The organism is Adhaeribacter terreus (assembly GCF_042657365.1).
GTDB lineage: Bacteria > Bacteroidota > Bacteroidia > Cytophagales > Hymenobacteraceae > Adhaeribacter_A > Adhaeribacter_A terreus.
The window spans coordinates 184,180-204,844 of record NZ_JBHSKT010000005.1 but is presented as its reverse complement, the minus strand read 5'-3'; the positions used below and the strand labels follow the sequence as shown (position 1 = coordinate 204,844).

At 46.2% G+C, this 20,665-nt stretch carries 15 protein-coding genes; 10 read left to right on the top strand and 5 right to left on the bottom strand.

The window, feature by feature from the left end:
• Positions 1–92 precede the first annotated feature (92 nt).
• The 3 genes from ACFPIB_RS10425 to gpmI all read right to left on the bottom strand — a co-directional run bounded on the left by ACFPIB_RS10425 (position 93) and on the right by gpmI (position 5,656).
• Entirely contained in the window at positions 93–3,212 is a 3,120-nt protein-coding gene (locus ACFPIB_RS10425; RefSeq protein WP_378017393.1) for a PKD domain-containing protein, read from the bottom strand.
• A 209-nt stretch (positions 3,213–3,421) separates the two neighbouring features.
• Entirely contained in the window at positions 3,422–4,012 is a 591-nt protein-coding gene (locus ACFPIB_RS10420) for a hypothetical protein (RefSeq protein ID WP_378017392.1), read from the bottom strand.
• A 117-nt stretch (positions 4,013–4,129) separates the two neighbouring features.
• A complete protein-coding gene (gene gpmI / locus ACFPIB_RS10415) occupies positions 4,130–5,656 on the bottom strand; it encodes a 2,3-bisphosphoglycerate-independent phosphoglycerate mutase (protein ID WP_378017391.1) in 1,527 nt (508 codons plus the stop codon).
• Positions 5,657–5,796: 140 nt separating this feature from the next.
• Here gpmI and ACFPIB_RS10410 point away from each other — a divergent pair, with 140 nt between their 5' ends.
• Entirely contained in the window at positions 5,797–6,201 is a 405-nt protein-coding gene (locus tag ACFPIB_RS10410; protein ID WP_378017390.1) for a DUF4783 domain-containing protein, read from the top strand.
• Between the two features lie 118 nt (positions 6,202–6,319).
• On the opposite strand, the gene ACFPIB_RS10405 is transcribed toward ACFPIB_RS10410, so the two are convergent.
• Positions 6,320–7,714: a T9SS type A sorting domain-containing protein gene (locus ACFPIB_RS10405; protein WP_378017389.1), complete on the bottom strand. Its 1,395-nt coding sequence runs from the start codon at positions 7,712–7,714 to the stop codon at positions 6,320–6,322.
• Between the two features lie 179 nt (positions 7,715–7,893).
• On the opposite strand from ACFPIB_RS10405, the gene nadC reads away from it, so the two are divergent.
• From nadC to ACFPIB_RS10360, 9 genes are all read left to right on the top strand, one after another.
• Positions 7,894–8,757 (top strand): carboxylating nicotinate-nucleotide diphosphorylase, encoded by an 864-nt coding sequence (gene nadC / locus ACFPIB_RS10400; RefSeq protein ID WP_378017388.1) that lies wholly within the window; start codon positions 7,894–7,896, stop codon positions 8,755–8,757.
• Positions 8,758–9,631: 874 nt separating this feature from the next.
• Entirely contained in the window at positions 9,632–10,075 is a 444-nt protein-coding gene (locus ACFPIB_RS10395) for a YcxB family protein (protein WP_378017387.1), read from the top strand.
• A 41-nt stretch (positions 10,076–10,116) separates the two neighbouring features.
• Positions 10,117–10,464, top strand: coding sequence for a hypothetical protein (locus ACFPIB_RS10390; protein WP_378017386.1), 348 nt, complete (start codon positions 10,117–10,119; stop codon positions 10,462–10,464).
• 96 nt (positions 10,465–10,560) lie between these two features.
• Positions 10,561–10,848 carry a heavy metal-binding domain-containing protein gene (locus ACFPIB_RS10385; RefSeq protein ID WP_378017385.1) on the top strand — a complete coding sequence of 96 codons (288 nt, stop codon included), beginning with the start codon at positions 10,561–10,563 and terminating at the stop codon, positions 10,846–10,848.
• Between the two features lie 125 nt (positions 10,849–10,973).
• Positions 10,974–11,708 (top strand): class I SAM-dependent methyltransferase, encoded by a 735-nt coding sequence (locus tag ACFPIB_RS10380; RefSeq protein WP_378017384.1) that lies wholly within the window; start codon positions 10,974–10,976, stop codon positions 11,706–11,708.
• Between the two features lie 86 nt (positions 11,709–11,794).
• Positions 11,795–12,571, top strand: coding sequence for a ZIP family metal transporter (locus tag ACFPIB_RS10375; protein WP_378017383.1), 777 nt, complete (start codon positions 11,795–11,797; stop codon positions 12,569–12,571).
• Between the two features lie 848 nt (positions 12,572–13,419).
• On the top strand, positions 13,420–13,920 hold the full coding sequence (locus ACFPIB_RS10370; protein ID WP_378017382.1) for an RNA polymerase sigma factor: 501 nt from the start codon (positions 13,420–13,422) through the stop codon (positions 13,918–13,920).
• Positions 13,904–15,823 (top strand): hypothetical protein, encoded by a 1,920-nt coding sequence (locus ACFPIB_RS10365; RefSeq protein ID WP_378017381.1) that lies wholly within the window; start codon positions 13,904–13,906, stop codon positions 15,821–15,823. Before ACFPIB_RS10370 ends, ACFPIB_RS10365 begins: the two co-directional genes overlap by 17 nt.
• Before the next feature lie 154 nt (positions 15,824–15,977).
• Positions 15,978–16,706, top strand: coding sequence for a hypothetical protein (locus tag ACFPIB_RS10360; RefSeq protein ID WP_378017380.1), 729 nt, complete (start codon positions 15,978–15,980; stop codon positions 16,704–16,706).
• Between the two features lie 228 nt (positions 16,707–16,934).
• Here ACFPIB_RS10360 and ACFPIB_RS10355 read toward each other — a convergent pair whose 3' ends face one another.
• Positions 16,935–20,507 carry a DUF7948 domain-containing protein gene (locus ACFPIB_RS10355; RefSeq protein WP_378017379.1) on the bottom strand — a complete coding sequence of 1,191 codons (3,573 nt, stop codon included), beginning with the start codon at positions 20,505–20,507 and terminating at the stop codon, positions 16,935–16,937.
• Positions 20,508–20,665 lie beyond the last annotated feature (158 nt).

Genomic DNA, 20,665 nt, shown 5'->3' with positions numbered 1-20,665 from the left:
TATTCCTGTATTTTCTCCCGGAAAAACAGTGTTTACTTAAAACAAAAAAGGCAGCCAAATGGCTGCCTTTTTTACTAAAAAACAATAGCGTTTTACTGCTCAATACTTATTTTCTTAATTATACTGCCCTGGGCATTCGTAATTTTCACGAAATAGATACCAGCCGGCAGGTTTGCCACGTTTAAGCGGGTTGTTCCGGCATCCGGTTTCTGTTTCGCAATTACCTGGCCAATAGAATTGATAAGCTGAATAGTCGTTACTTTTTCAGTAGCCGGAATTTCAACCTGCAGGTAATTTTTAGCCGGGTTAGGATAGATCTTGATCAGACCTCTGTCGAAAGCTTCATCCAGACCGGTTGTATTCCGCACCACAATGGTATCTTTATGAATTTCGGTGCAACCATTTGCCGAAACTTTAAGGGTTACAATAAAAGTACCGGTGTAAGGATACGTAACCGGCAGTGGGGTATGCAGTGTATCTGTATTGGCAGTACTCAGCCCTGGTTCACCAAAGTTCCACAGGAAGAACGTTCCGTTAGTTGAATGGTTGGTGAAAGTAACGGTAGCTGCACCGTTACGGAAATCGAAATACTTGCCGCTCGGCGTGAAATCTGCTGTAACGTTTGGCACAATTACGCGAACGGTATCAGTAGAAACGCAGCCCGCAGAAGTTGTACCGGTTACAGTATAAAGCGTAGTTACGCTTGGGTTGGCAGTTACAGTAGCACCAGTAGTAGCACTCAAACCAGTAGCCGGCGACCACGCATACGTAGAAGCGCCGCTCGCAGTCAGCTGCTTAGGTGTATTACAAACTACAGCCGAAGCCGGAGTAACATTCACATTTGGTAACGCCACCACGTTTATGGTAATGGTTTTCGCATTGCTTAATGCACACGGGCCAGTACCGGCATGCGCCGTTAATGTTACGTTGTAAGTACCCGGGTTATTGTAGGTTATTACCGGGCTCTGTAATGTAGAGCTGGTTTGCGAACCACCCTGGAAGAACCAGGCATAAGCAGTTGCACCCGTAGTTGAACTACCATTGAAAGTAACCGGGCTGCCTACGCAAACCGTAGTGTTGGCAACCGTAAAGTTAGCAACCGGCGGACCTGGAGGCGGCGCAACTACACTAATTGCATTTGCCTGATTTACAGTAGTTGTAAGATTACAGTTAGAATTGCTGGCAGTAAGCGACACGCTATAGTTACCCGGTGTGTTGTAGGTAACGGTAGGGTTTGGCTGCGTAGAAGTGCTTGGCGTACCACCCGGGAAACTCCAGTTATATGTATTGGCACCTGTGGTAGCATTGCTATTGAAGGTTACCGTATTGCCAGTGCAAACGGTATTCAAATTAGAGGTAAAACTCACCACCGGCGCACCGCCAGCTACGATCGGGAATACAGCATTTGAAATATTCAGGCCCCAACCGCTTGTTGCGTTTGAGTAAGGCTGCCAGGCATTGGTAGACAATTGCTCCCAACCTTTACCTGCTGGTGCCGAGGCGCTGTGGGTATTGGTAATCAAAGCAACGGTATCGCCGGCAGTAGTAGGCAATACAATACCCATATAATAGTTACCTGTTACAGCTACCGGCGAATTGAACGCTACGCTGGTAAGCTGGCCTGCAGCAACATTAGCGGCAATAGAATTGATCAGCACAGTTTTAGAGGCGATGATCGTGCCCGGAGCGCCATTCGTACCGGTAGCATTCCAAACAGCAACCGTTACAGTAGAAGTAGGACTTGCAAATTTAGCGCGGCCAAAAGCAAATAAACCACCGTTAATAGTTGTAGAAGCACTCACGAATTTTTCAGCTTTGGCTTTATGGCCGTAAGCATTATTTCCTGAAACATAACCGTTTTTAGTTCCGGTAGAGGTTTGGCTTACATAAATTACCCCCGGACCTGGGAATGGTTGATTCAGTGTATCTGCGCAGGCAACAGCACTGCCAACAGTAATGAAGTTGTTAATAGTGCGCGTATCAGTGGCAGTTCCTTTGGTTACCGAAAGCGTTACGTTGTAAGTTCCTGGCGCATTATATTGAATGCTGGCCGGGTTTTGCGAGGTAGAAATATTTGGCGTACCACCCGGGAATGACCACGACCAACCAGTAGGGCTACCGGTAGAATTGTCGAAGAAGTTTACTGCGTTACCTGCTGTAATAGTAGTATTGTTAGCCGAGAAATTAGCCCGCAGGGTATTGGAGCAAGCCATAGAAGTTAATAAACCCGAACGCGCCGTTGTAAGAGCTGCAATCATGCGGGCTTTTTGCCCGTGGGTAAACATGTGCATGCAGTTATCATTGGTATAATCCATGTAGTTCATGAACATGGCACCTGGGCCGGTTGTAGCGCAGGAAGCACCAGCTCCGGTAAGTAGCGGAAAAGTAGGGCAGCCTTGATTTTCAGCCTTCTGCTGTGGCGTATCAGTTACCAGATCGTCAGCAGCACAGCCAGGTTCATCACCCCAGATGTGTCTCAGATCAAGATAATGACCAACTTCGTGTGTAGCGGTACGGCCGGAATTAACCGATCCTGGGAATGGATTATGAGGGGCTTTTCCTACTGTAGTATAAAGCAGCACCACGCCATCAGTAGCCGGAGAGGCACCCGGAGACATGGCATAGCCCAGAGTTTGCCCATTTGCATCAGGAGCGATGTTGCAGATCCAGATATTTAAATATTGCGTATTTGGCCATGGATCTTTCCCACCTGTTGTTCCTGCTTTTACAGCATGCGGAGCAGCCATCGTAAATGCCGAAGTAGTTGTAGAAGTACGGGTAATACCGGTAGTTGGCTGACCATTCGGATCTACGCTCGCTAAGCAAAACTCAATTTCAGTATCGGCGGCCAATTGCTTGAACGGGCCGGGAATTGAAGTTGTATCCGCATTCATTTTGCGGAAATCATCGTTTAAAACATCCAGCTGCGACATGATCTGCGCCTGCGAGATGTTCTGGGTAGTATTATTATAAACCACGTGGAACACTACCGGAATGGTGCGGGTAACGTTGGTTCTGGCATTCGCCTGGTTACTCAGGTATTGCTGAATAGCCCGTTCGTTTTGCGCTCTCTTGGCTTTATAAGCCGGATCAGCCAGTTGCATTTGTTGTTCTATTTCTGCGGTACCGCAACGCTTAATTTGGGTTTGCGCGTTTACCGAAGAAAAAAACAAAGCGCTGAGCGCGGCCCAGAGCGTAAAAGTTTTCCTCATTTTGAGATAAAGGTTAGGGTGAAAGTTATAATTGTTAAAAAATTTTTCAGCTGTTGCAGCAATTTCCCCTTTTTACAAGTAACAATACAAATAAATCAGGTTTAAAGTGCTATTAAGCCATTGATAGCATGCAATATAAGCAAATTGCCAATAAAAAAATACTAAAGCTTAAGCAACAGATTTTCAGAAAACAGGAAAGGAAATATATGCTATTTAAGTTCCCTGACAGCGGCAGCTTTAGCGGTATAATGCAAAGAATCGAATAAAATCACTTTCTGCACGCCGGAAACATAATATTTTTGCAATATTTGATCCGGCCCGATCGTCAGGAGACGTTCTTCACGGTTATAAAAGAGCGCATTTTTTTCTTCCGAAACCGCCCGTAATTGTTTTACAGCATTGCCTTTATCCGTCAGAATTTCCAGCATTCGAACCGGGGTATTAATAGCGGCTTTACGATTGTAAGTAATACGTTTGCCTGCAGCCGTATTCTCTTCAGAAACCGCGTAAGCGCCTTGCAACGCTTTCTTATTCAGGTCAATTTCCAGGAAATGTTGCAGTTCTTCTTCCCAGTTAATGTTTTGTACTTGTTGCGTTTCGGGTTTTTCCTGGTTTACCCATACCGTTTTCTGCAACGCCGGCTGCTGCTTGTTCAGAGCCGCAAGTTGCTGCTGCATGAAACCCGGCACATCAAAATATGCTTCCCCGGAAACAGGTTTAACCGGCCCGGAATCTCCGCAACCGGTCAAGCCTAAAAACGGTATAAAAATGCCGCTAAAAAGTAGTTTCCGCAGGCGCATATATTTAATGAGTGAATTATTGAATGAGAAAATGATTGAATTATTGCGTGAGTGAATGAGAGAATAAGAATCAGATATAATTCATTCTCTCATTCAAAAATTCTCACATTCAATAATTTAAACCACCAGCAGCGATTCGCCGGTCATTTCTTCGGGTTTTTCCAGGCCCATCAGTTCCAGAACCGTTGGCGCAATATCGCCGAGTTTACCGTTTTTGAGCGTGCCTTTAAAATCGTTGTCGGCTACAATAAACGGAACCAGACTGGTAGTATGCGCAGTGTTCGGCGTTCCATCCGGGTTTATCATGCAGTCGGCGTTGCCGTGGTCGGCTATAATAATGCATGCGTAATTGTGTTCTAAAGCAGTGGTTACCACTTTTTCGGCGCATTGGTCTACCGTTTCGCAGGCCTTTACGGCCGCTTCAAACACACCGGTGTGGCCTACCATATCCGGATTCGCGAAGTTCAGCACTATAAAATCCGGTTCCTGGGTTTCAAGTTCCGGTACCAGCGCATCGCGCAATTCAAAGGCACTCATTTCCGGCTGCAGATCATAGGTTGCTACTTTCGGCGAAGCGCGTAAAATGCGTTTCTCGCCTTCGAAATTCGTTTCGCGGCCCCCGGAAAAGAAGAACGTAACGTGCGGGTATTTTTCGGTTTCAGCAGCGCGGATCTGCTTTTTACCGGCTTTCGCTAAAACTTCGCCTAGTGTATTGTTCAGGTTATCTTTATCGAAGATCGGTTTTACGCCTACAAAAGTATCGTCGTAATTGGTGAGCGTTACGTAGTGCAGGTTCAGTTTGTGCATGTTCTGCTCATGGAAATCGCGCTGCGTTAAAGCTTGCGTAATTTCGCGGCCGCGGTCAGTACGGTAGTTAAAGCAAATCACCACGTCGTCTTCCTTAATCAAAGCGATCGGGTTGCCGTCGTTATCTACTTTTATGATCGGCTTGATAAATTCGTCGGTTACACCTTCGTTGTAGCTTTGCAGCACGGCATTCATCAGACTTTGCGTGTGCAAACCGATACCGTTTACCATGGCGTCGTAAGCAATTTTCACGCGTTCCCAGCGGTTATCGCGGTCCATGGCGTAATAGCGGCCCACAATGCTGGCAATTTTGCCGGAATTTTTATCCATGTGCTCTTCCAGGTCGCGCATGTATTTTACGCCGCCTTTCGGGTCGGTATCGCGGCCATCGGTAAAAGCATGCACAAATACATTATGCACGCCTTCTTCGTGGGCAATAGTACAAAGCGCTTTTAAATGGTCGATGTGGGAGTGCACGCCGCCATCGGAAAGTAAACCGATTAGGTGTACATTTTTCTTGTGCTGCTTCGCGTATTCCAGGGTTTCTACCAGCACCGGATTTTTGTTCAGCTGGCGATCGCGGATAGATTTGTTGATCTTCACCAGGTCCTGGTAAACCACGCGGCCGGCGCCAATATTCATGTGACCAACTTCTGAATTCCCCATTTGTCCTTCCGGCAAACCCACGGCTTCGCCGGATGCCTGCAGTTTGGCGTGCGGATATTTGGTGTAAAGCGAATCGATGAAAGGAGTGTTGGCTTTATCTACAGCCGAAACGTTTTTGTCGGCGGCAATTCCCCAGCCGTCCAGAATAACGAGCAGTACTTTTTTATTCATGAAACAAAGATAGGCAAATTCAGAATTAAGCGGAATTATTATTAGTTTCGGCCTGCAATTAGCGTAAACTTGCCGGGCTCCGAACAAAAGACTGGCATCATTTTGGTATTAAGCCATTCAACATCACGCTATTAAATAAGATGAAAGTTTTCAAGTTTATATTTTTAACCACTTTGGTGGCCTTTTTTGCTACCGTTTTTGCCTTTGCCCAATCCGGCGACGATGCTCTGAACGGTGTGAGATCTGCCATAAAAGTAGGTTCGGCCAAAGAAGTGGCGCGCTACTTCAATAACTCCGTAGAAGTTGGCTTAAACGGCGATAAAGCGAGTTACAGCCAGGCCCAGGCCGAGTTTGTTTTAAGAGATTTCTTCAGCAAAACTCCGCCCGCTAACTTCGAATACCTGCACCAGGGTTCTTCTAACGAAGGGCAGAAATACGCCATCGGCAAATACACTTCCAAAGCCGGTTCGTACCGCGTTTTTGTAGTAGTAAAACAGTTTGGCGGCAGCTACCGCATCGATACCATAGATTTTACCCGCGAATAACGACGCTGCCTTATCTGAAGCTATGAAAACAAGATAAAAACGGTATCGTTTTAAGGCCAAAAAGTCGCTCCGAAGTTTTCGGAGCGACTTTTTTTGTGGTTTTGGATAGCGTTTTTTCTTAGTGCTGAACCATGAATTTCTGATGATAGCTTTTGCCTTTCGCCGTTACTTTCACCACATATAAACCAGCCGGCCAGTTTTCAGTCGCCACTTTCAAATTTCCTTCTGCCGGATAATTTATTTCCAGCATTTTTTGCCCGGCAACATTAAATAACTGAACCGTTGCATTCCGGAAATCGGGGTTTGAAAGGGTTATTTCTGAAGTAGCCGGGTTTGGATAAAGCTGGAAATTCGTTTTTGAGTTGTTTTCAGAAATGCCCAGCAGCGTAGTATTAAGTTCAGCCACAAAGAAACCATTCCCGGTAAAGGTATGCTGATCGAACGTACTTCCGGAGTTAAAATCACCGGCAATCACACAATTCCCGTTCGGTAAACTCACAATGGCGTCACCGGAATTCCACCCGGAAGTACCAGCTTGTTTTGCCCAATTGGCGCTTCCATCTACTTCTGAAAATTGGGCTACAAAAAGATTTTGGTTTGCTGTAACAGCCGTAAGATCTGGCACGCCATTTCCTAAAATTAAACTACCATTAAAGGAACCGGTTACAACAATATTGCCTGAATGCGTTAATGCAAGATCCTTTCCTGCAACATTCTTTATCCAGGCCAATGTGCCATTGCTGTTATATTTTGCCAGCTTATTCCCAACTACAAACAGGTTGCCCTGGGCATCAGCTACAAGTTTATTGTGAAAAATATATGGAACAGATGGATTAAATGTTCCGGAAAAGTTCTGTTGCCAGATCAAGGAATCATTCCCGCCATATTTCTGGAAATATGTTCCGCATTCTATAAAATAACTTCCCTGCGGTCCACATGCAATTGCATAAATCGGATCGTTGAAGAACTTCAGCCATTGAATTTTGCCAACACTGTTATATTTCGCTAAATAGTAATTATTAGGAGCCAAGTTGCTTAAGGAAATTGTATCGTACTCCGGCCGGGGAACAAAGCTGCCTGACACATAAGTATTACCGGCAGAATCTGTAGCGCCTGCAAACAGAAAATCAGTAAACCCATCTGCAGGAGCAATTCCTGCTAATATTCCTTTGGTCCAGAAGGCGTTGCCGGCACTATCTAACTTGGCAGCACCTAAAACAGCGCATCCGTAACCGCAACCAAATCCAGCAACTATATACAAATTACCGGCAGTATCTACAGATAACTCCTGTATTCTCCCAACCGAATCCTTAGACCAGATCATTGTTCCGTCCGGCTTATATTTCGTTAATTTATTTCCCACGCCATCAAACCCCGATGCATAGATATAGCCATTCTGGTCAGCAACCACATTTATTAGTTCCCGTGGTCCGAAATTGTTGTGGCTTACCCAATTCCAGGATTGCGCATTTCCATAAAAGCCGGAAAAACAGAACAGCGCAAGAAGCAGCATTGTAAAACGGTATAGTTTCATAGTTAAAAAGTGAAGGATCGTATAAGCAGGTCGCAAAATGTTTGCAAACCGTTGCCTGGCCGTTCACTGAAATTCAAAATTTTCCCGTATAAAAGCCCGTTGCCCGGAAATTCCGGAAAACTGCTTTATAAACCTGTAGCTTTTAATATCTTTACCCCGTGAAACCTTTCTACCTAACCCCGGAAAACCTGAAAAACTTTATTCAGGCAGCGCTGCGCGAAGACATCGGCGACGGCGATCATTCATCATTAGCTTCTATCCCGAACGATGCCCAAAACCAGGCGCGCCTGCTCGTAAAAGGCAACGGTATTTTAGCTGGCGTAGAACTGGCCGAAATGATCTTCCGCGAAGTTGACGCAGACCTGAAAGTGGAAACGTTATTAAAAGACGGGCAAAAAGTGCAGATCGGCGATGTAGCCTTAACCGTAACCGGCAAAGCACAATCCATTCTCACTTCCGAAAGATTGGTTCTGAACTGCATGCAACGCATGAGCGGCATTGCAACCTACACGCATAGAATTATGGATTTGCTGGCGGGCACAAAAACCAGGCTTTTAGACACCCGCAAAACCACGCCCAACTTCCGCATCTGCGAAAAATGGGCCGTTGTAATTGGTGGCGGCATGAATCACCGCTACGGCTTGTTCGACATGATCATGCTCAAAGATAATCATATAGATTATGCCGGCGGAATCGAAAAAGCAGTAAAAGCCACCCACGAATACCTGAAACGCATCGGCAAAGACCTGAAAATAGAAGTAGAAACCCGCAACCTGGAAGAAGTAAAACAAGCCCTGGAAGTTGGCGGCATTCACAGAATAATGCTCGACAACATGACCCCGGCCACCATGAAAGAAGCAGTTGCCATGATCGGCGGTCGTTTCGAGACGGAAGCTTCCGGCGGCATAACGGAGCAAACCATTAGAGAAGTAGCCGAAACCGGCGTAGATTTTATTTCCGTAGGTGCGCTTACTCATTCCATTAAAAGCATAGACCTGAGTTTGAAAGCCGTAAAGGTTTAACCCCACCCAACCCTCCCCTAATTCAGGGGAGGGCTTTTTTTTTGTATTAGATCCATCAGCTCAAGCAGACGGAAATTGATTTTGTCTTTGAAAATGATTTTCAGGATTTTTGGGATGAGCAGGACTTCTGAATTTCAAACAGACATTAATACTTTAAAGCAAGCAGCAGAGCAGGAAAATCACCCCAACCCCTCCTGTCTAGGCAGGGAGCTTCTTTTCCTGCTATCCTAAATTCACGCATTTCGCCAGCGCAGCGTCGCGCGAAAATCACGCTATTAAGAAAGCTAAACTAAAAAGAAGCTGACTACGAAGGTGAATGATACGAGTTTCTGCGTGCGCGGCCTCCGCACTTTCCGGTTTCGTCAGAAAAGCCGCCTGCAGCTAGGAAAGGGTGAGACGCGAACGCAGAAACGAAGCCCGCCCGGCTTGAGGGTGAAAATTGCCGATAAAAGTTAGAAGATCAGACGTTTAGCAGAAAAGGTGTTTCAAAAACGCTAGCACTTTTAGTTAAAAAACTGCTGCCCGCCAACGAGGTCCTTCGCTAATGTTCAGGATGACAGTAAAAATGGTATGCTTTCAAGCAGAAAAACTCAATAGCAAACAAAACTACCAAGCCGCAGAGATCTCTCGTCGAGATGACAAAAAAACGCTATGCTTTCAAACCTAAAAACCACTTTAAATAAACAAACCCCTTCAATCAAAAAGAAACAACAACGAAAAACACCTTATTTTTATTCCCTTAAAATTTTTAGCTACTTTTGTGCGCTGAATTTCCGCAGCCGGAACTTCGTGCCCCAAATTTTAGATTTATTACAACGTGCTGATCAAAACCAAAAAGTACAAATTAGAACCGTCGCTTTATATTAAAACCGCCATGTTGGAGCTACTGAAAAAACAGTGGTGGTTCATTTTCGGGCCAATTGCGCTGGCGTGTTTAGCGTTTATCTGGCCAAGCTGGTGGTTCATTTCCATTGCTATTTTAATTGTAGTGCTGTACCTGCTTTTCTGGGCCGTGCAGTTTGCTGGCGTAACCCAGGTAGAGCAAAACAAAATGCTTTTCGAGAAAATGGCTTACGAGATTGATGGCCGCCAGATCTTAATGAAAATAAACGAGCGCCAAGGCATGCCGGTAAGCTGGGACATGATCAAGAACGCAAAGAAAACCAAAGACCATTATTTATTAAGTCTTTCAAAAGCGCAATTCATTTTCCTGCCATTCAATATTTTCACGAATCCCAACGACCTGAAAATGATGGACACGTATCTGAAACGCAAAAACCTTTTAGCTGACAGTGCTTCAAAAACAACCGTTGGTTAATCTCTGAAAAACGTATTAAAACCGCTATAAAACCTATCATCATGAATAAATCGATCTTAGCCGCTTTCGCTTTCGCAGGTATTCTTTCTGCTTGCAGCAGCCATCCTTCCGATTTCCGCCCAAACGGCAAAGTATCTGTAGACGAGGTAGCCCCTGGAACCCGCGAAACCGATATTTATAACCTGGACGGTCAGGTTGCCCCGCACCCGGAGCACGGCCATGAAGCAACTGGTCACCAAACCACTGCCCCAGATGCCGGCGGCACCAATACTACCCGCCCTGACGTAATGCCGAATCATGATGAGCACAAAAACGATATTGGCGGCAACGATCAGGTTCCGGCGGAAGAAAAAACCACAGACGCTGAGCACGTAGAAAACCACGAATAAGCCGGTTACAGCGCTTTTTTGTTCAGCTCCTCCTGAAAAACGGTAGGTAAAACGGCCTGAAAAGTGCTTTGCCCAATTTATTAAACGGAAAAGAACATGAAGATCAAAAATATTTTCAGCGCGCTGGCATTAGTGTTGAGCTTGGCAGGTTTTGCCGCCTGCACCGAGCAAACCAGCAAAGAAACTACCGAAACCACCCGCAAAGTAACCGACAAGGCTTATACCTGCCCAATGCACTGCGAAGGCAGCGCCAGTAATGAGCCAGGCAAATGCCCGGTTTGCGAAATGGACCTGGAGAAAAACCCGGATTACGTACCGCCGGTTTCGCCTTCGGCAGATATTACACAGGAAGGCACAATTGCCGATACTGCCGCTACCAAATAATTTCCTTTCCGGAAAACGCTATAGAAAAAGGCAGAAAAAGTATCTGCCTTTTTTTGTGCCTTCCGTAAAGCCTTTTTACGCTTAGAAATTCGCGTATTTTTGCAACGCACTATAAACTGCAAGCTATGTCCCAGTCCGAAGAATGGTTCAGCACCTGGTTCGATTCGCCGTATTACCATATTCTGTACAGCAACCGCAACTACACCGAAGCCGAACAGTTTCTGAGAAACCTGCTCCAGCACCTGCATCCAAAACCAGACGCTAAAATTCTGGACCTGGCCTGTGGCAAAGGCCGGCACGCCATTTACCTCAACCAGCAGGGCTACAACGTAACCGGGGTAGATCTTTCGCCGCAAAGCATTGCCTACGCCAAACAATTCGAGAATGAAAAGCTGCACTTTGAAGTACACGACATGCGCGAGGCTTTTAAACCGAACCAGTTCGATTTTGTGCTCAACCTGTTTACCAGCTTCGGGTATTTTGCTTCCGAAACCGAGAACGTAGTTGCTTTAAAAGCCATTGCCGAATCGGTAAAACCGGGTGGAAAACTGGTTATCGATTTTCTGAATGCCGAAAAAGTGGTGGCTAATTTAGTACCGCAGGAAACCAAGGTTTTAGAAGGCGTAACATTTCACATAACCAAACACATGGAAGGCAAGCTGATCGTAAAAACCATCGAATTTGAAGCCGAAGGCAGGCAATATCATTTTCAGGAAAAAGTGTGGGCACTTACCGCCGAAGATTTCCTGGAATATTTTAAAATGACGGACCTGCGCTTGCACGAATGCTTCGGAAGCTATAAGCTTGAGCCTTTCGACGCCAAAACCAGCGACCGCCTCATTTTCATTCTGAAGAAATAGCCAAGCATAATTGCTGCTTAACGGTTAAAATTCATTTATTTTTGTCCTGATACGCGTGCGCTGATACCTGTATCTAAATTAACCTTATGATCGTAGCCATTCTGATCTTGTTTTTCACGGTGCTTTTTGCGGGCTGGCTCGTACGCTTTCTGCCAAAAGACAACCAGTATTTCCTGAAGATCTTACTTGCTTTCAGCGGCGCTTACCTGTTTTCTATTACCATTCTGCATATTCTGCCCGATGTATTGCTCAGCACCGACGATCCGCACCAGGTTGGGTATTATGTATTGGCTGGTTTCTTCCTGCAACTACTCTTAGAGCTTTTTTCCGAAGGCATTGAGCACGGCCACGTACACAAACATGCCCACGATAAAAATACCGGTTACGTTCCGTTCATGCTGCTTTTTTCGCTCATTCTGCACTCCTTTTTAGAAGGCAGCATCCTGGTAGAAAGCGGCCACGGACAAGGACAAGGACATGGGCACGGGCATGATCACGCACCTTTATTAGGCAACAATTTTTACAGTGTTTTAGCTGGTATTGCCATTCATCACATTCCGGCCGCAGTTGCGTTAATGTCGGTTTTAATGTTCCGGCTCAATAGTTTCAAGAAGGCATTTGCTTATTTATTTCTGTTTGCCATTGCTTCGCCGCTCGGTATTTTATTCAGCAATTACATTATTCTGGACCAGTTGCAAAACACCAATCTTTTCATGATCCTTTCGGGCTTGGTAGCTGGTAATTTCCTGCACATTTCCACCACCATTCTCTTCGAAACCAGCCCCGACCACCGTTTCCACAAAAATAAAATTATAGCCACCGTTGCCGGCACGCTGCTCGCATTGGCCAGTAATTTTGTGTAACGCTACCAGATTTTGCGTTTCGTGTACTGAAAGACCCCACCTAAATCCTCCCCTAAAAACAGGGAGGACTTTTACTTCCTGCTAATTTCACACTTAATTCACTCGAACGCGCAGCGGAGTGTCGTCAACGAAAGTCGAAGAACTACAAGCCAAATTTGCGCTTACGGCAGCAAATTTGGCCGCTTGTATAGCCACTGTAACCTACTATCTAGGCACTATTCAGTTAACTACGAAGAAAAGAATGTATCACAGCGGCTTTTTGTCAAAGCGTTGTTTGAGCGGTCAGCGAGTTCCGCTTTGACTTGATCTTTTTGGTTCTTTTTGCATCAAGGCAAAAAGAACACAGAAGTGAGCTATGAAAGAAGCCTATTCCTGATCAATGATAGAATGTTAACGATGAAAAATGATATAATTTTGGAGCAGGAAACTCAGGAATGCGGCATCATAAGTTCCCTCGACTAACGCTCGGGATGACGAATAAAACGATATGCTTTTGAGCTTAAAAAGTAAAGTTTCTAACAAATCGATGAGATCTCTCCTGACGTCGAGATGACGAAAAAAAAACGGTATCATTTCAAGCAGAAAAACTCAGAATAACAGCATTTTAAATTCCCATAACTAACACTCGATAAGTCAAAAAAACGCTACACTTTTCAACGCAAAAACTACTTAAACCAACTAAAGCTTCTCTTCCCTAAAATAATTTCCAAAACCCTGCAACAATCCGTAATTTCCGGTAGTCATACCTGTGAACGAACAAAAACCACGATAACCTTTTGCGGATCTTCAGGAAAAAATCGGTTAGCGAAGCTGAAATGATACAAGGCTGCGTGGCTGGGAACCGGGAAATGCAGAAACTACTTTATGAGCGCTTTGCCGCCGCCATGAAAGGAGTTTGCCTGCGTTACTGTAAAACCAGCTTCGAAGCCGAAGACATCATGCACGATGCTTTCCTGAAGGTCTTCAAAAACATCGACAAATTTAAAGGCGATTGCCCGCTTGAAGGCTGGGTGCGCCGCATTACCATAAACACCGCGCTGTCGCATTTACGGAGCCGTTTGCACAAAACCGAAGCTTCCGAAACCGACGAACTCATAGAAATTGCCGAACCCGAAACCACTTTCAGCGCTTTTGCCGCCGAAGAACTGATGGAACTGGTGCGCAGCCTGCCGCCCAAATACCAGGCCGTTTTCAACTTACAAGCCATAGAAGGTTATTCTTACAAGGAAATTTCGGAAATGTTGGACGTGCCTGAAGTAACCTGCCGCTCGCACTATATGCGGGCCCGGAATATGCTGCGCGAAATGGTGGAAAAATCTAATAGAATTTATCATGAAAAGATCAGCTGACCCAAATTCCGATAAAATGAAGGCGGAGTTCCGGCAAAAGCTGGAAAATTACGAAGCTGCGCCTACCGATAACCTCTGGGATAAAATTGAACTGAGCCTCGACAAAGAAGAAGCGTTGGTTTACAAAAACCGTTTCCGGATCTATTCCAGGCTGGCGGCGGCGTGTTTATTGCTTTTACTGGCTTTCGGTGCGTTTTTTATTCCAAATAAACTCAGGCAACTAAAAGACGAAAGCCCGGAATTAGCAATTACGCAAACCCCGGAAACCAAGAGAAATTCCAGCTCGCAAGTCCAGCAATCTGAAAACCCTGCAACAGAAGCCGCGCTTGCACAGGCTAAAACAACCCCGGAAAACGCTACGGTTTCGGAACAAAAAACTGCAACCGCTAATTCAGAAACAGAAGCTTTAGAAACTACTGAACAACTTGCTGCAACTTCTAAAACTGTTTCCAATACGAAAGCTGAAAATGCTTTTGTCACAAGAAATCCTACCGCCGGAAAAACAATTGCTTTTAACGCGCCAAATGCAAAACCGAAAGCGCAACAGCCTGATCTTTCCGTTACTGAAACTTCGGAAAACGCTATGATTTCAGCGGCAAAAACTGCCCGGGCTGCAACCGATCTTTCCGAAACAATTGCTGCTATTGAACCGGACATTGCTACTCCCGATGTAACCATTGCAGCCATTTCAGAACCGGTAAATACAGCCCGCATAAACGCCCCGGATATAGCAGTAGCCAGCCAAAAAGCTTCGACAGCCAGTAAAATGCCTGTTTCCGAAACAGAACAAACAGCCAAAAATGCGGCTGTTGCGGCGGCTTTCAGAAATAATTCTGCTGCTGATGAAGTGCCGGCGGTTTCCCAAACAAACACTTTTTCAAGCCAAGACCATAGCGTTTCCCTTAAAAAAGAGAAGTTCAAGCCGTTGCCTTTTTTAAAGCTAAACAATACCAAACTGCAAAGCGCTGAACACCAGAAATTAATGCTTCCGGATTCAAACATGCTGGCAACAATTCCGGTAGCCGAAACTTTATCTGAAACAGCAACGCAAACGAAAAAAGCACCGCAAACCGGCAAGTGGGTTTTGGCGCTTGGCTATTCCGGCAGTAATTTTCAGACTGGGATGCAATTAGCCAGTCAGGCCGAAACAAAACCTGGCAGCCTGATAAGCTACCAGCACCAGTCCGAAAATATTTCCCAATACAATGCCGCCATTGAGGAATTCAACCAGGAAACCAAGTCGGGTTACTCGCAGGGAGGCGTGTTGCAGGTGGCTTATAAACTAACCAAAAACTGGCTGCTGCAAAGCGGTTTCAAATACTTCCGGAATCAGGCGCAAACGGCTTCGCATTATGCTTTTTCGAACCCGCAATTTGGCAACACCGGAACGGGTACGTCAGCTATGCAACCCAATACTGCCCAAACTACGCTTGTAACGGTGCTGGGAAACAACTTCGATCCGGATGAAACGCAAGTCCTGAAGACTCCGGAAAGCAAAACCAGCTACATTTTTCAGCAGATCGGCGTGCCTGTGAACCTGCGTTACCAGACCAACGCCAAAGCGCTCTATTACTTTGGTGCTGCCGGTTTTTCTATGAATCTGCTTACTTCCGCCACCATAGAAACCGAGCACCAGCAAACGGTTTATACCAATTCCCCAACCAAAAATGAGGCGCAAAGCTTAAGCCATGCTCCACAGGGAAATACTTTCCGGAATTGGTTGCCGGCCGTGGGCTTACAAACCGGCGTGGGTTACCAGCTTTCCCAACACTGGCAACTTGAAATGGCGCTGGAAGGCGAACAATATTTAAAACCGCTCATTCAGGCTGAAAAAACTGCCGGCGCAAAACAGGAAAATCCACGGAATGTGGGCGCCTCGCTGAAACTGGGCTATAGTTTTTAGGTCGGAAACCCTAGCATTTTTTTTTTAAATTTCTGCCTGCGTTGCAACGCCCGTAAACTTCCCGAAGTCTTCTTAATAACCGCCGGACGCTAAAAAGACTGCAGCTTTCTTTGGTTCCGGGTGGCGTTTTTTATAAACTTAAAACGGAATTACTATGAAAAATTATGAATGGCTGCGTGGGAACGTGGCAAAATTACAGCGTGGCTTTCGCCTGAAAAGCCAAATTTCCGGTTTCCTGTCTTTAATGGTGCTTGGCATTTCAGGTTGCGACGTAACCAATTGCACCGAAGGCCCGGAGCCGAAGGGCGTTTGCAACACTATTGTAACGGTAGAAGAAAACTCGTGCTGGCAAAGTTCTGAAGGCAATTTCTGGTTCCGGACCAGCCAGGGCAAATTATTAATGCCAACAGCCAGCTTGGTTAACCTGCCGGAATTGCAAAACGGCATGCGCCTGAAAATTGCGTACGATGTGATAGAAGAAAACCCGCAAAATGCTGTTACTTGCAATTACCTGGTTGTTCCCGAATTGCCTGAACAAGCCATAAAAATTACCTGCGCCGAGCCGCTTGGTTTTTGCGGCACCGAACCTAACCCGCAGAACTGCAACACTTTTGCCACGGCCGAAACGGTAATTTGCGGCATGGGCGTTTGGGCAAACATCTGGCTGCGCCTCGACGATGGCACGCTGCTGCAACCCTGGGAAAGCAATGTACAAGGTTTGCAACTCGTAAACGGGCAACGTTACAAAATTGGCTACGACCTGATGCAACGCGACAACCGTTACCAGAATGCCGTTATCTGCCAGGCGGTGCCACCAATGGCTGAAGCGGCACGCATTCATTGCATAGAGGCCGATCTTACTAATTCAACGGCAGGCAAATAACAGCTTTAATTATTCCATAAAAAAACCTCCGGCAAAGATCTGCCGGAGGTCTTTTTTATGTTTTCCACCTTTCAAACAGGTGCCGCATTTTTAGTTTTTAGGCTGAAAACCATAGCGTTTTTATAGCTGAGTTACGATCTTGCGCCAACCTGAACGCAGCTGGTCAGAGTTTCAGACTTTACACTTTCTCTGCACTTTTTCGCCTGAAAACCCTACCATTTTTAAAGCTTATTTCACGATCTCGAGCCAGCCTTTCCAGTTGCGACCTTGGGTATCCAGGATATGGTAATAATACGTGCCGCTGCTGATATTATCTGCCTTGAATTCGCCGTTGTAGTTTTCGTTTTTATAAACCTCATGGCCCCAACGGCTGTAAATGGTTAGTTTTGTTGGGTTACAGCTTACCAGCGGCACAAAATTATCGTTCAGTCTATCGCCATTCGGTGTAATGATATTCGGGATCTTTTCTTTCATTACCGTTACCGTGTTTACCGTAGATTCGCGCACGCAGCCCCGGCCAAAATCGGTAGTGAGTTTTACCGTGTAAGTACCCGGCTCGGTATAAACATGCTCCGGATTTGGTTCCGAAGACTTGGTTCCGTCGCCAAAATCCCAGGTATATTTCTTCCCGATCGGGGTATTATTCTGGAAGTTTATTTTTAGTGGTGCAAAACCCTGGGCGGTAGTATCGGTGCCGCAATTCCCGAATTCAAGCCGCGCAAATACATCCGGAACCGGATCTACCTGCACATTTTTTGTAGCGGTGTATTTACAGCTACCCAAATTAACTGTATAGGTAAGTGTTTGCGTGCCGATCAAAGCCGGGTTTGGCGTAAAAATTCCGGTTGGCGTAACCCCATTCCCGCTCCATACGCCACCTGCCGGCGTAGCACCGGTTAACTGGAACGGATCGGAAATAGCGCAAATACCTTCGTCAGGCCCGGCGTTTGGTGTAACCGGCAGCGCAACCCGCACATTTTTTGTAGCGGTAGAAACGCAGCCAACCGTATCAGTAAATGAATAAGTGATCAAGTGATTACCGGGCCCGGCTGTTGCCGCTGACCACTGGTTTCCGTTTGTAACGCCGGTTCCGCTCCAGCTACCGCCGGTCGGGTTGCCGGTTAGTGTAATATCCGGCGAATAAATACAATAAACTGTATCTATCGGGTTTATACTTACTGATGGAGGTGGCACAACCGTAACCGTTTTAGTGGCAAAACTCACGCAGGCACCCACAGTTGTGGTATAAGTTAAAACATGCGTTCCGATCAGGGCCTGCGAAGGCGTAAAAATACCCCCTTGCGTAACACTTGTTCCGCTCCACACTCCGCCCGCCGGGCTGGCGCCGGTTATCTGCGTTGGGCCCGCATTGGCACAAATTTTTTGCGTACCACCGGCTATGGCACTGGTTACCGCAAAATCAAACTTGAAAGCCGCATTGTTACAGTTGGGGCTACCATTTAACGACCAGTGATTAGGAGTAGTAGGAAAACTGTTATTGCCTCCACAACCGGCACAAACCGCGTGATAAACAATGCCCCGCTTATCGAAACGGCAGGTTCCACCATCTACGTGTTCGCCTCCTGTACCTGTTTGCGTGCCGCCCATAAAAGTAGCGTATTCTAACTGTCCAAGATTCTGAGAAAACTGCGCCAGGTATATGTCATTTCCATCCGTGTTCCCTTTCATGGCATTCGGGGTTACTGGTAAACCCACAGTAGTTCCGGACACATAACTAAGCTCCTGATTAGCGCCTCCGCCCCAACCGCAAATAAAAACCCGCTCGCAATTATCTACAAGAAACGCTGTTGGCGAAATATTGAATTCACCGTTTGCCGAACCAAACCGGGTGGAGAAAATAGAAGTGGTAAGATCGGCAGATAATTTCTGAATGAATTGGTGGCCGGTAGGCGTAGAGAAGAACGTAGGAGGGGCCGGTGTTGGCGGCACTACCGGATAACTTCCGGCTGATTGCCCCAGCAGGTACACATTATTCGAAGCATCGAGCTGTAAAAAATAAGCCTGATCGTAACCGGAAAACGATCCAGTTTGCCCCACAGTGGTTCCAATGTAAGAAGTACGGAACAACGAAGGCACATTACCAGCCACTGTAATTTTACTTACAAATCCATCTACCGGCGTAAAGCCCATTGCATTGGTAGTTTTCCAGGCGCCGGCCGTTTGTGCGAGGTTTGTGCTGGAGGTTCCGCCGCAAACATACACGTTGTTTTGATTGTCGATCTGAATAGAATAAGCAGCATCGGCACCAGAGCCACCCAAGTAAGAGCTCCAGAGCAGGTTATTAAGCCCAGGCGAAAGTTTACATACTACCGCATCGGCAACACCACCGCTTTGGAGGCTCTGGAAAGCATTCTGTAAAGGAAAGTTAGAGGAACTGGTAGAGGAAGCAATATAAACGTTGTCTGAACCATCTACCGTAATATCGCCGCGAAACTGATCGCCATAATTCTTAACCAACGGAGAAGTAATGGTCAACAAACCGTCGTTGCCGCTGCCACCCAGGTAAGTAGAACCCACCAACGCTGTTCCGGTGGCATTCAGTTTGGAAACAAACAGGTCGGAACCGGTTTGATATTGCAGATACTCGGCAAAGCCATCATTCAACGGATCTATGAACGTACCACCATTGTAACCACTATCAAAACCATTTGGTGTTGGGAAATTATTGGAACTGGTAGTACCCAGAATCAAAAGCTCATTCTGATTGTTCACCACCAAACTATGCGGCGCTTCTATACCGTTACCGCCTAAATAAGTAGCCCAAACCCGGCTGGCTGGCCCCGAAAGAGTAGGATTGAACTTCATAAGGCCAATGTCTGACATACCGGATTTAATTACCTGAAAGGCGCCCGTAGTTACCGGGTAATTACCCGGGCTAGGCCCCTGACCAAATGGAAGAACGTGAAAAGCTACGCCTCCGGAATAAATATTGCCGGCATTGTCATAAGTTGCCGTAAAGCCCCAGTTATCGGTAGTAGAGCCAGTATAGGAAGAATAAACCAGTGTTGGGTCAATAACCAGCGGGAGTTTTTTGCGGTAGCCTTTCGGGAAAACGAAGCTTACAATATTGCCTTTCAGCTGAAATTTACAGGCTACTTCTTTCTGTTTGCCATTTACGATCTGGTAAGCGTAAGGCTTTTGCTCGGTTACGGTATTCACGGAGGTTTTAATAACTAAGTCGCCGTTTACCAGTTGCATGCTTTCCGGACCATCGTACTGCATCCGGATCTGTTTCGGATCGGCGCCGGGTACCAGCACAAAATCGTATTTCAGCTTCTGCTCATGCTCGTAGATCTTTGCGGTTACGCCTTTATAAATTTCCTGATACTGCACTTCTTCAAACGCTTTTACTTCAGAAGCCCAATGCGAAGGATCGTTGCCGATAAAATAGTTGCGGAAGCCCGGCGTAGGCCGTTCCGTTGCCAGTACGGGACTTGCATTGCCGCCCAGAAACGAAACGGTATAAGCATGCGCCCGCATATATTGGCTGGTCTGCGCTGGTTTTTCATTTTTAGGTGCTCCGTGAATGTGGTTTCCTGCTTCAGAAGCATCGTAAAAACTATATACCCACTGGTTTTGCAACAGATACAAGTCGCCACCTCTGAGCATCGCCCGGTATTTTATAGCAGCATTCCACTGGTTACGGTTCTGAATAAATTCCAGGCTTTTACTTTCGCCGAAATCGCCAGAAGGAGGATTGGCGGCGCGGGCAGCCGGGTTAATAAATGCAGCCAGCAAAAAGACCAGCAAAAAACTTAAGCGTGTAAGTGTTTGAAACATAAAGCAGGCAGTTTTGTAACAACTAAAGATAGCGTTTTTTTTATAGAATTTCCAGGTAAATACTTACAATTCGCAGGTTTAGCCTTAACCGTTGCCTGCCTTCGCAAACCAAGACACTTTTTCTGGCCTCAACCCTACCGTTTTTTACTGAAAACCAT

Bases quoted from the DNA above. Each gene is read 5' to 3' on its own strand.
- ACFPIB_RS10420 (WP_378017392.1), bottom strand. From the start codon at position 4,012: ATGCGCCTGCGGAAACTACTTTTTAGCGGCATTTTTATACCGTTTTTA.
- ACFPIB_RS10355 (WP_378017379.1), bottom strand. From the start codon at position 20,507: ATGTTTCAAACACTTACACGCTTAAGTTTTTTGCTGGTCTTTTTGCTG.
- ACFPIB_RS10405 (WP_378017389.1), bottom strand. From the start codon at position 7,714: ATGCTGCTTCTTGCGCTGTTCTGTTTTTCCGGCTTTTATGGAAATGCG.
- gpmI (WP_378017391.1), bottom strand. From the start codon at position 5,656: ATGAATAAAAAAGTACTGCTCGTTATTCTGGACGGCTGGGGAATTGCC.
- ACFPIB_RS10375 (WP_378017383.1), top strand. From the start codon at position 11,795: ATGATCGTAGCCATTCTGATCTTGTTTTTCACGGTGCTTTTTGCGGGC.
- ACFPIB_RS10360 (WP_378017380.1), top strand. From the start codon at position 15,978: ATGAAAAATTATGAATGGCTGCGTGGGAACGTGGCAAAATTACAGCGT.
- ACFPIB_RS10385 (WP_378017385.1), top strand. From the start codon at position 10,561: ATGAAGATCAAAAATATTTTCAGCGCGCTGGCATTAGTGTTGAGCTTG.
- ACFPIB_RS10410 (WP_378017390.1), top strand. From the start codon at position 5,797: ATGAAAGTTTTCAAGTTTATATTTTTAACCACTTTGGTGGCCTTTTTT.
- ACFPIB_RS10395 (WP_378017387.1), top strand. From the start codon at position 9,632: ATGTTGGAGCTACTGAAAAAACAGTGGTGGTTCATTTTCGGGCCAATT.
- ACFPIB_RS10365 (WP_378017381.1), top strand. From the start codon at position 13,904: ATGAAAAGATCAGCTGACCCAAATTCCGATAAAATGAAGGCGGAGTTC.
- ACFPIB_RS10425 (WP_378017393.1), bottom strand. From the start codon at position 3,212: ATGAGGAAAACTTTTACGCTCTGGGCCGCGCTCAGCGCTTTGTTTTTT.
- ACFPIB_RS10390 (WP_378017386.1), top strand. From the start codon at position 10,117: ATGAATAAATCGATCTTAGCCGCTTTCGCTTTCGCAGGTATTCTTTCT.
- ACFPIB_RS10380 (WP_378017384.1), top strand. From the start codon at position 10,974: ATGTCCCAGTCCGAAGAATGGTTCAGCACCTGGTTCGATTCGCCGTAT.
- ACFPIB_RS10370 (WP_378017382.1), top strand. From the start codon at position 13,420: ATGCAGAAACTACTTTATGAGCGCTTTGCCGCCGCCATGAAAGGAGTT.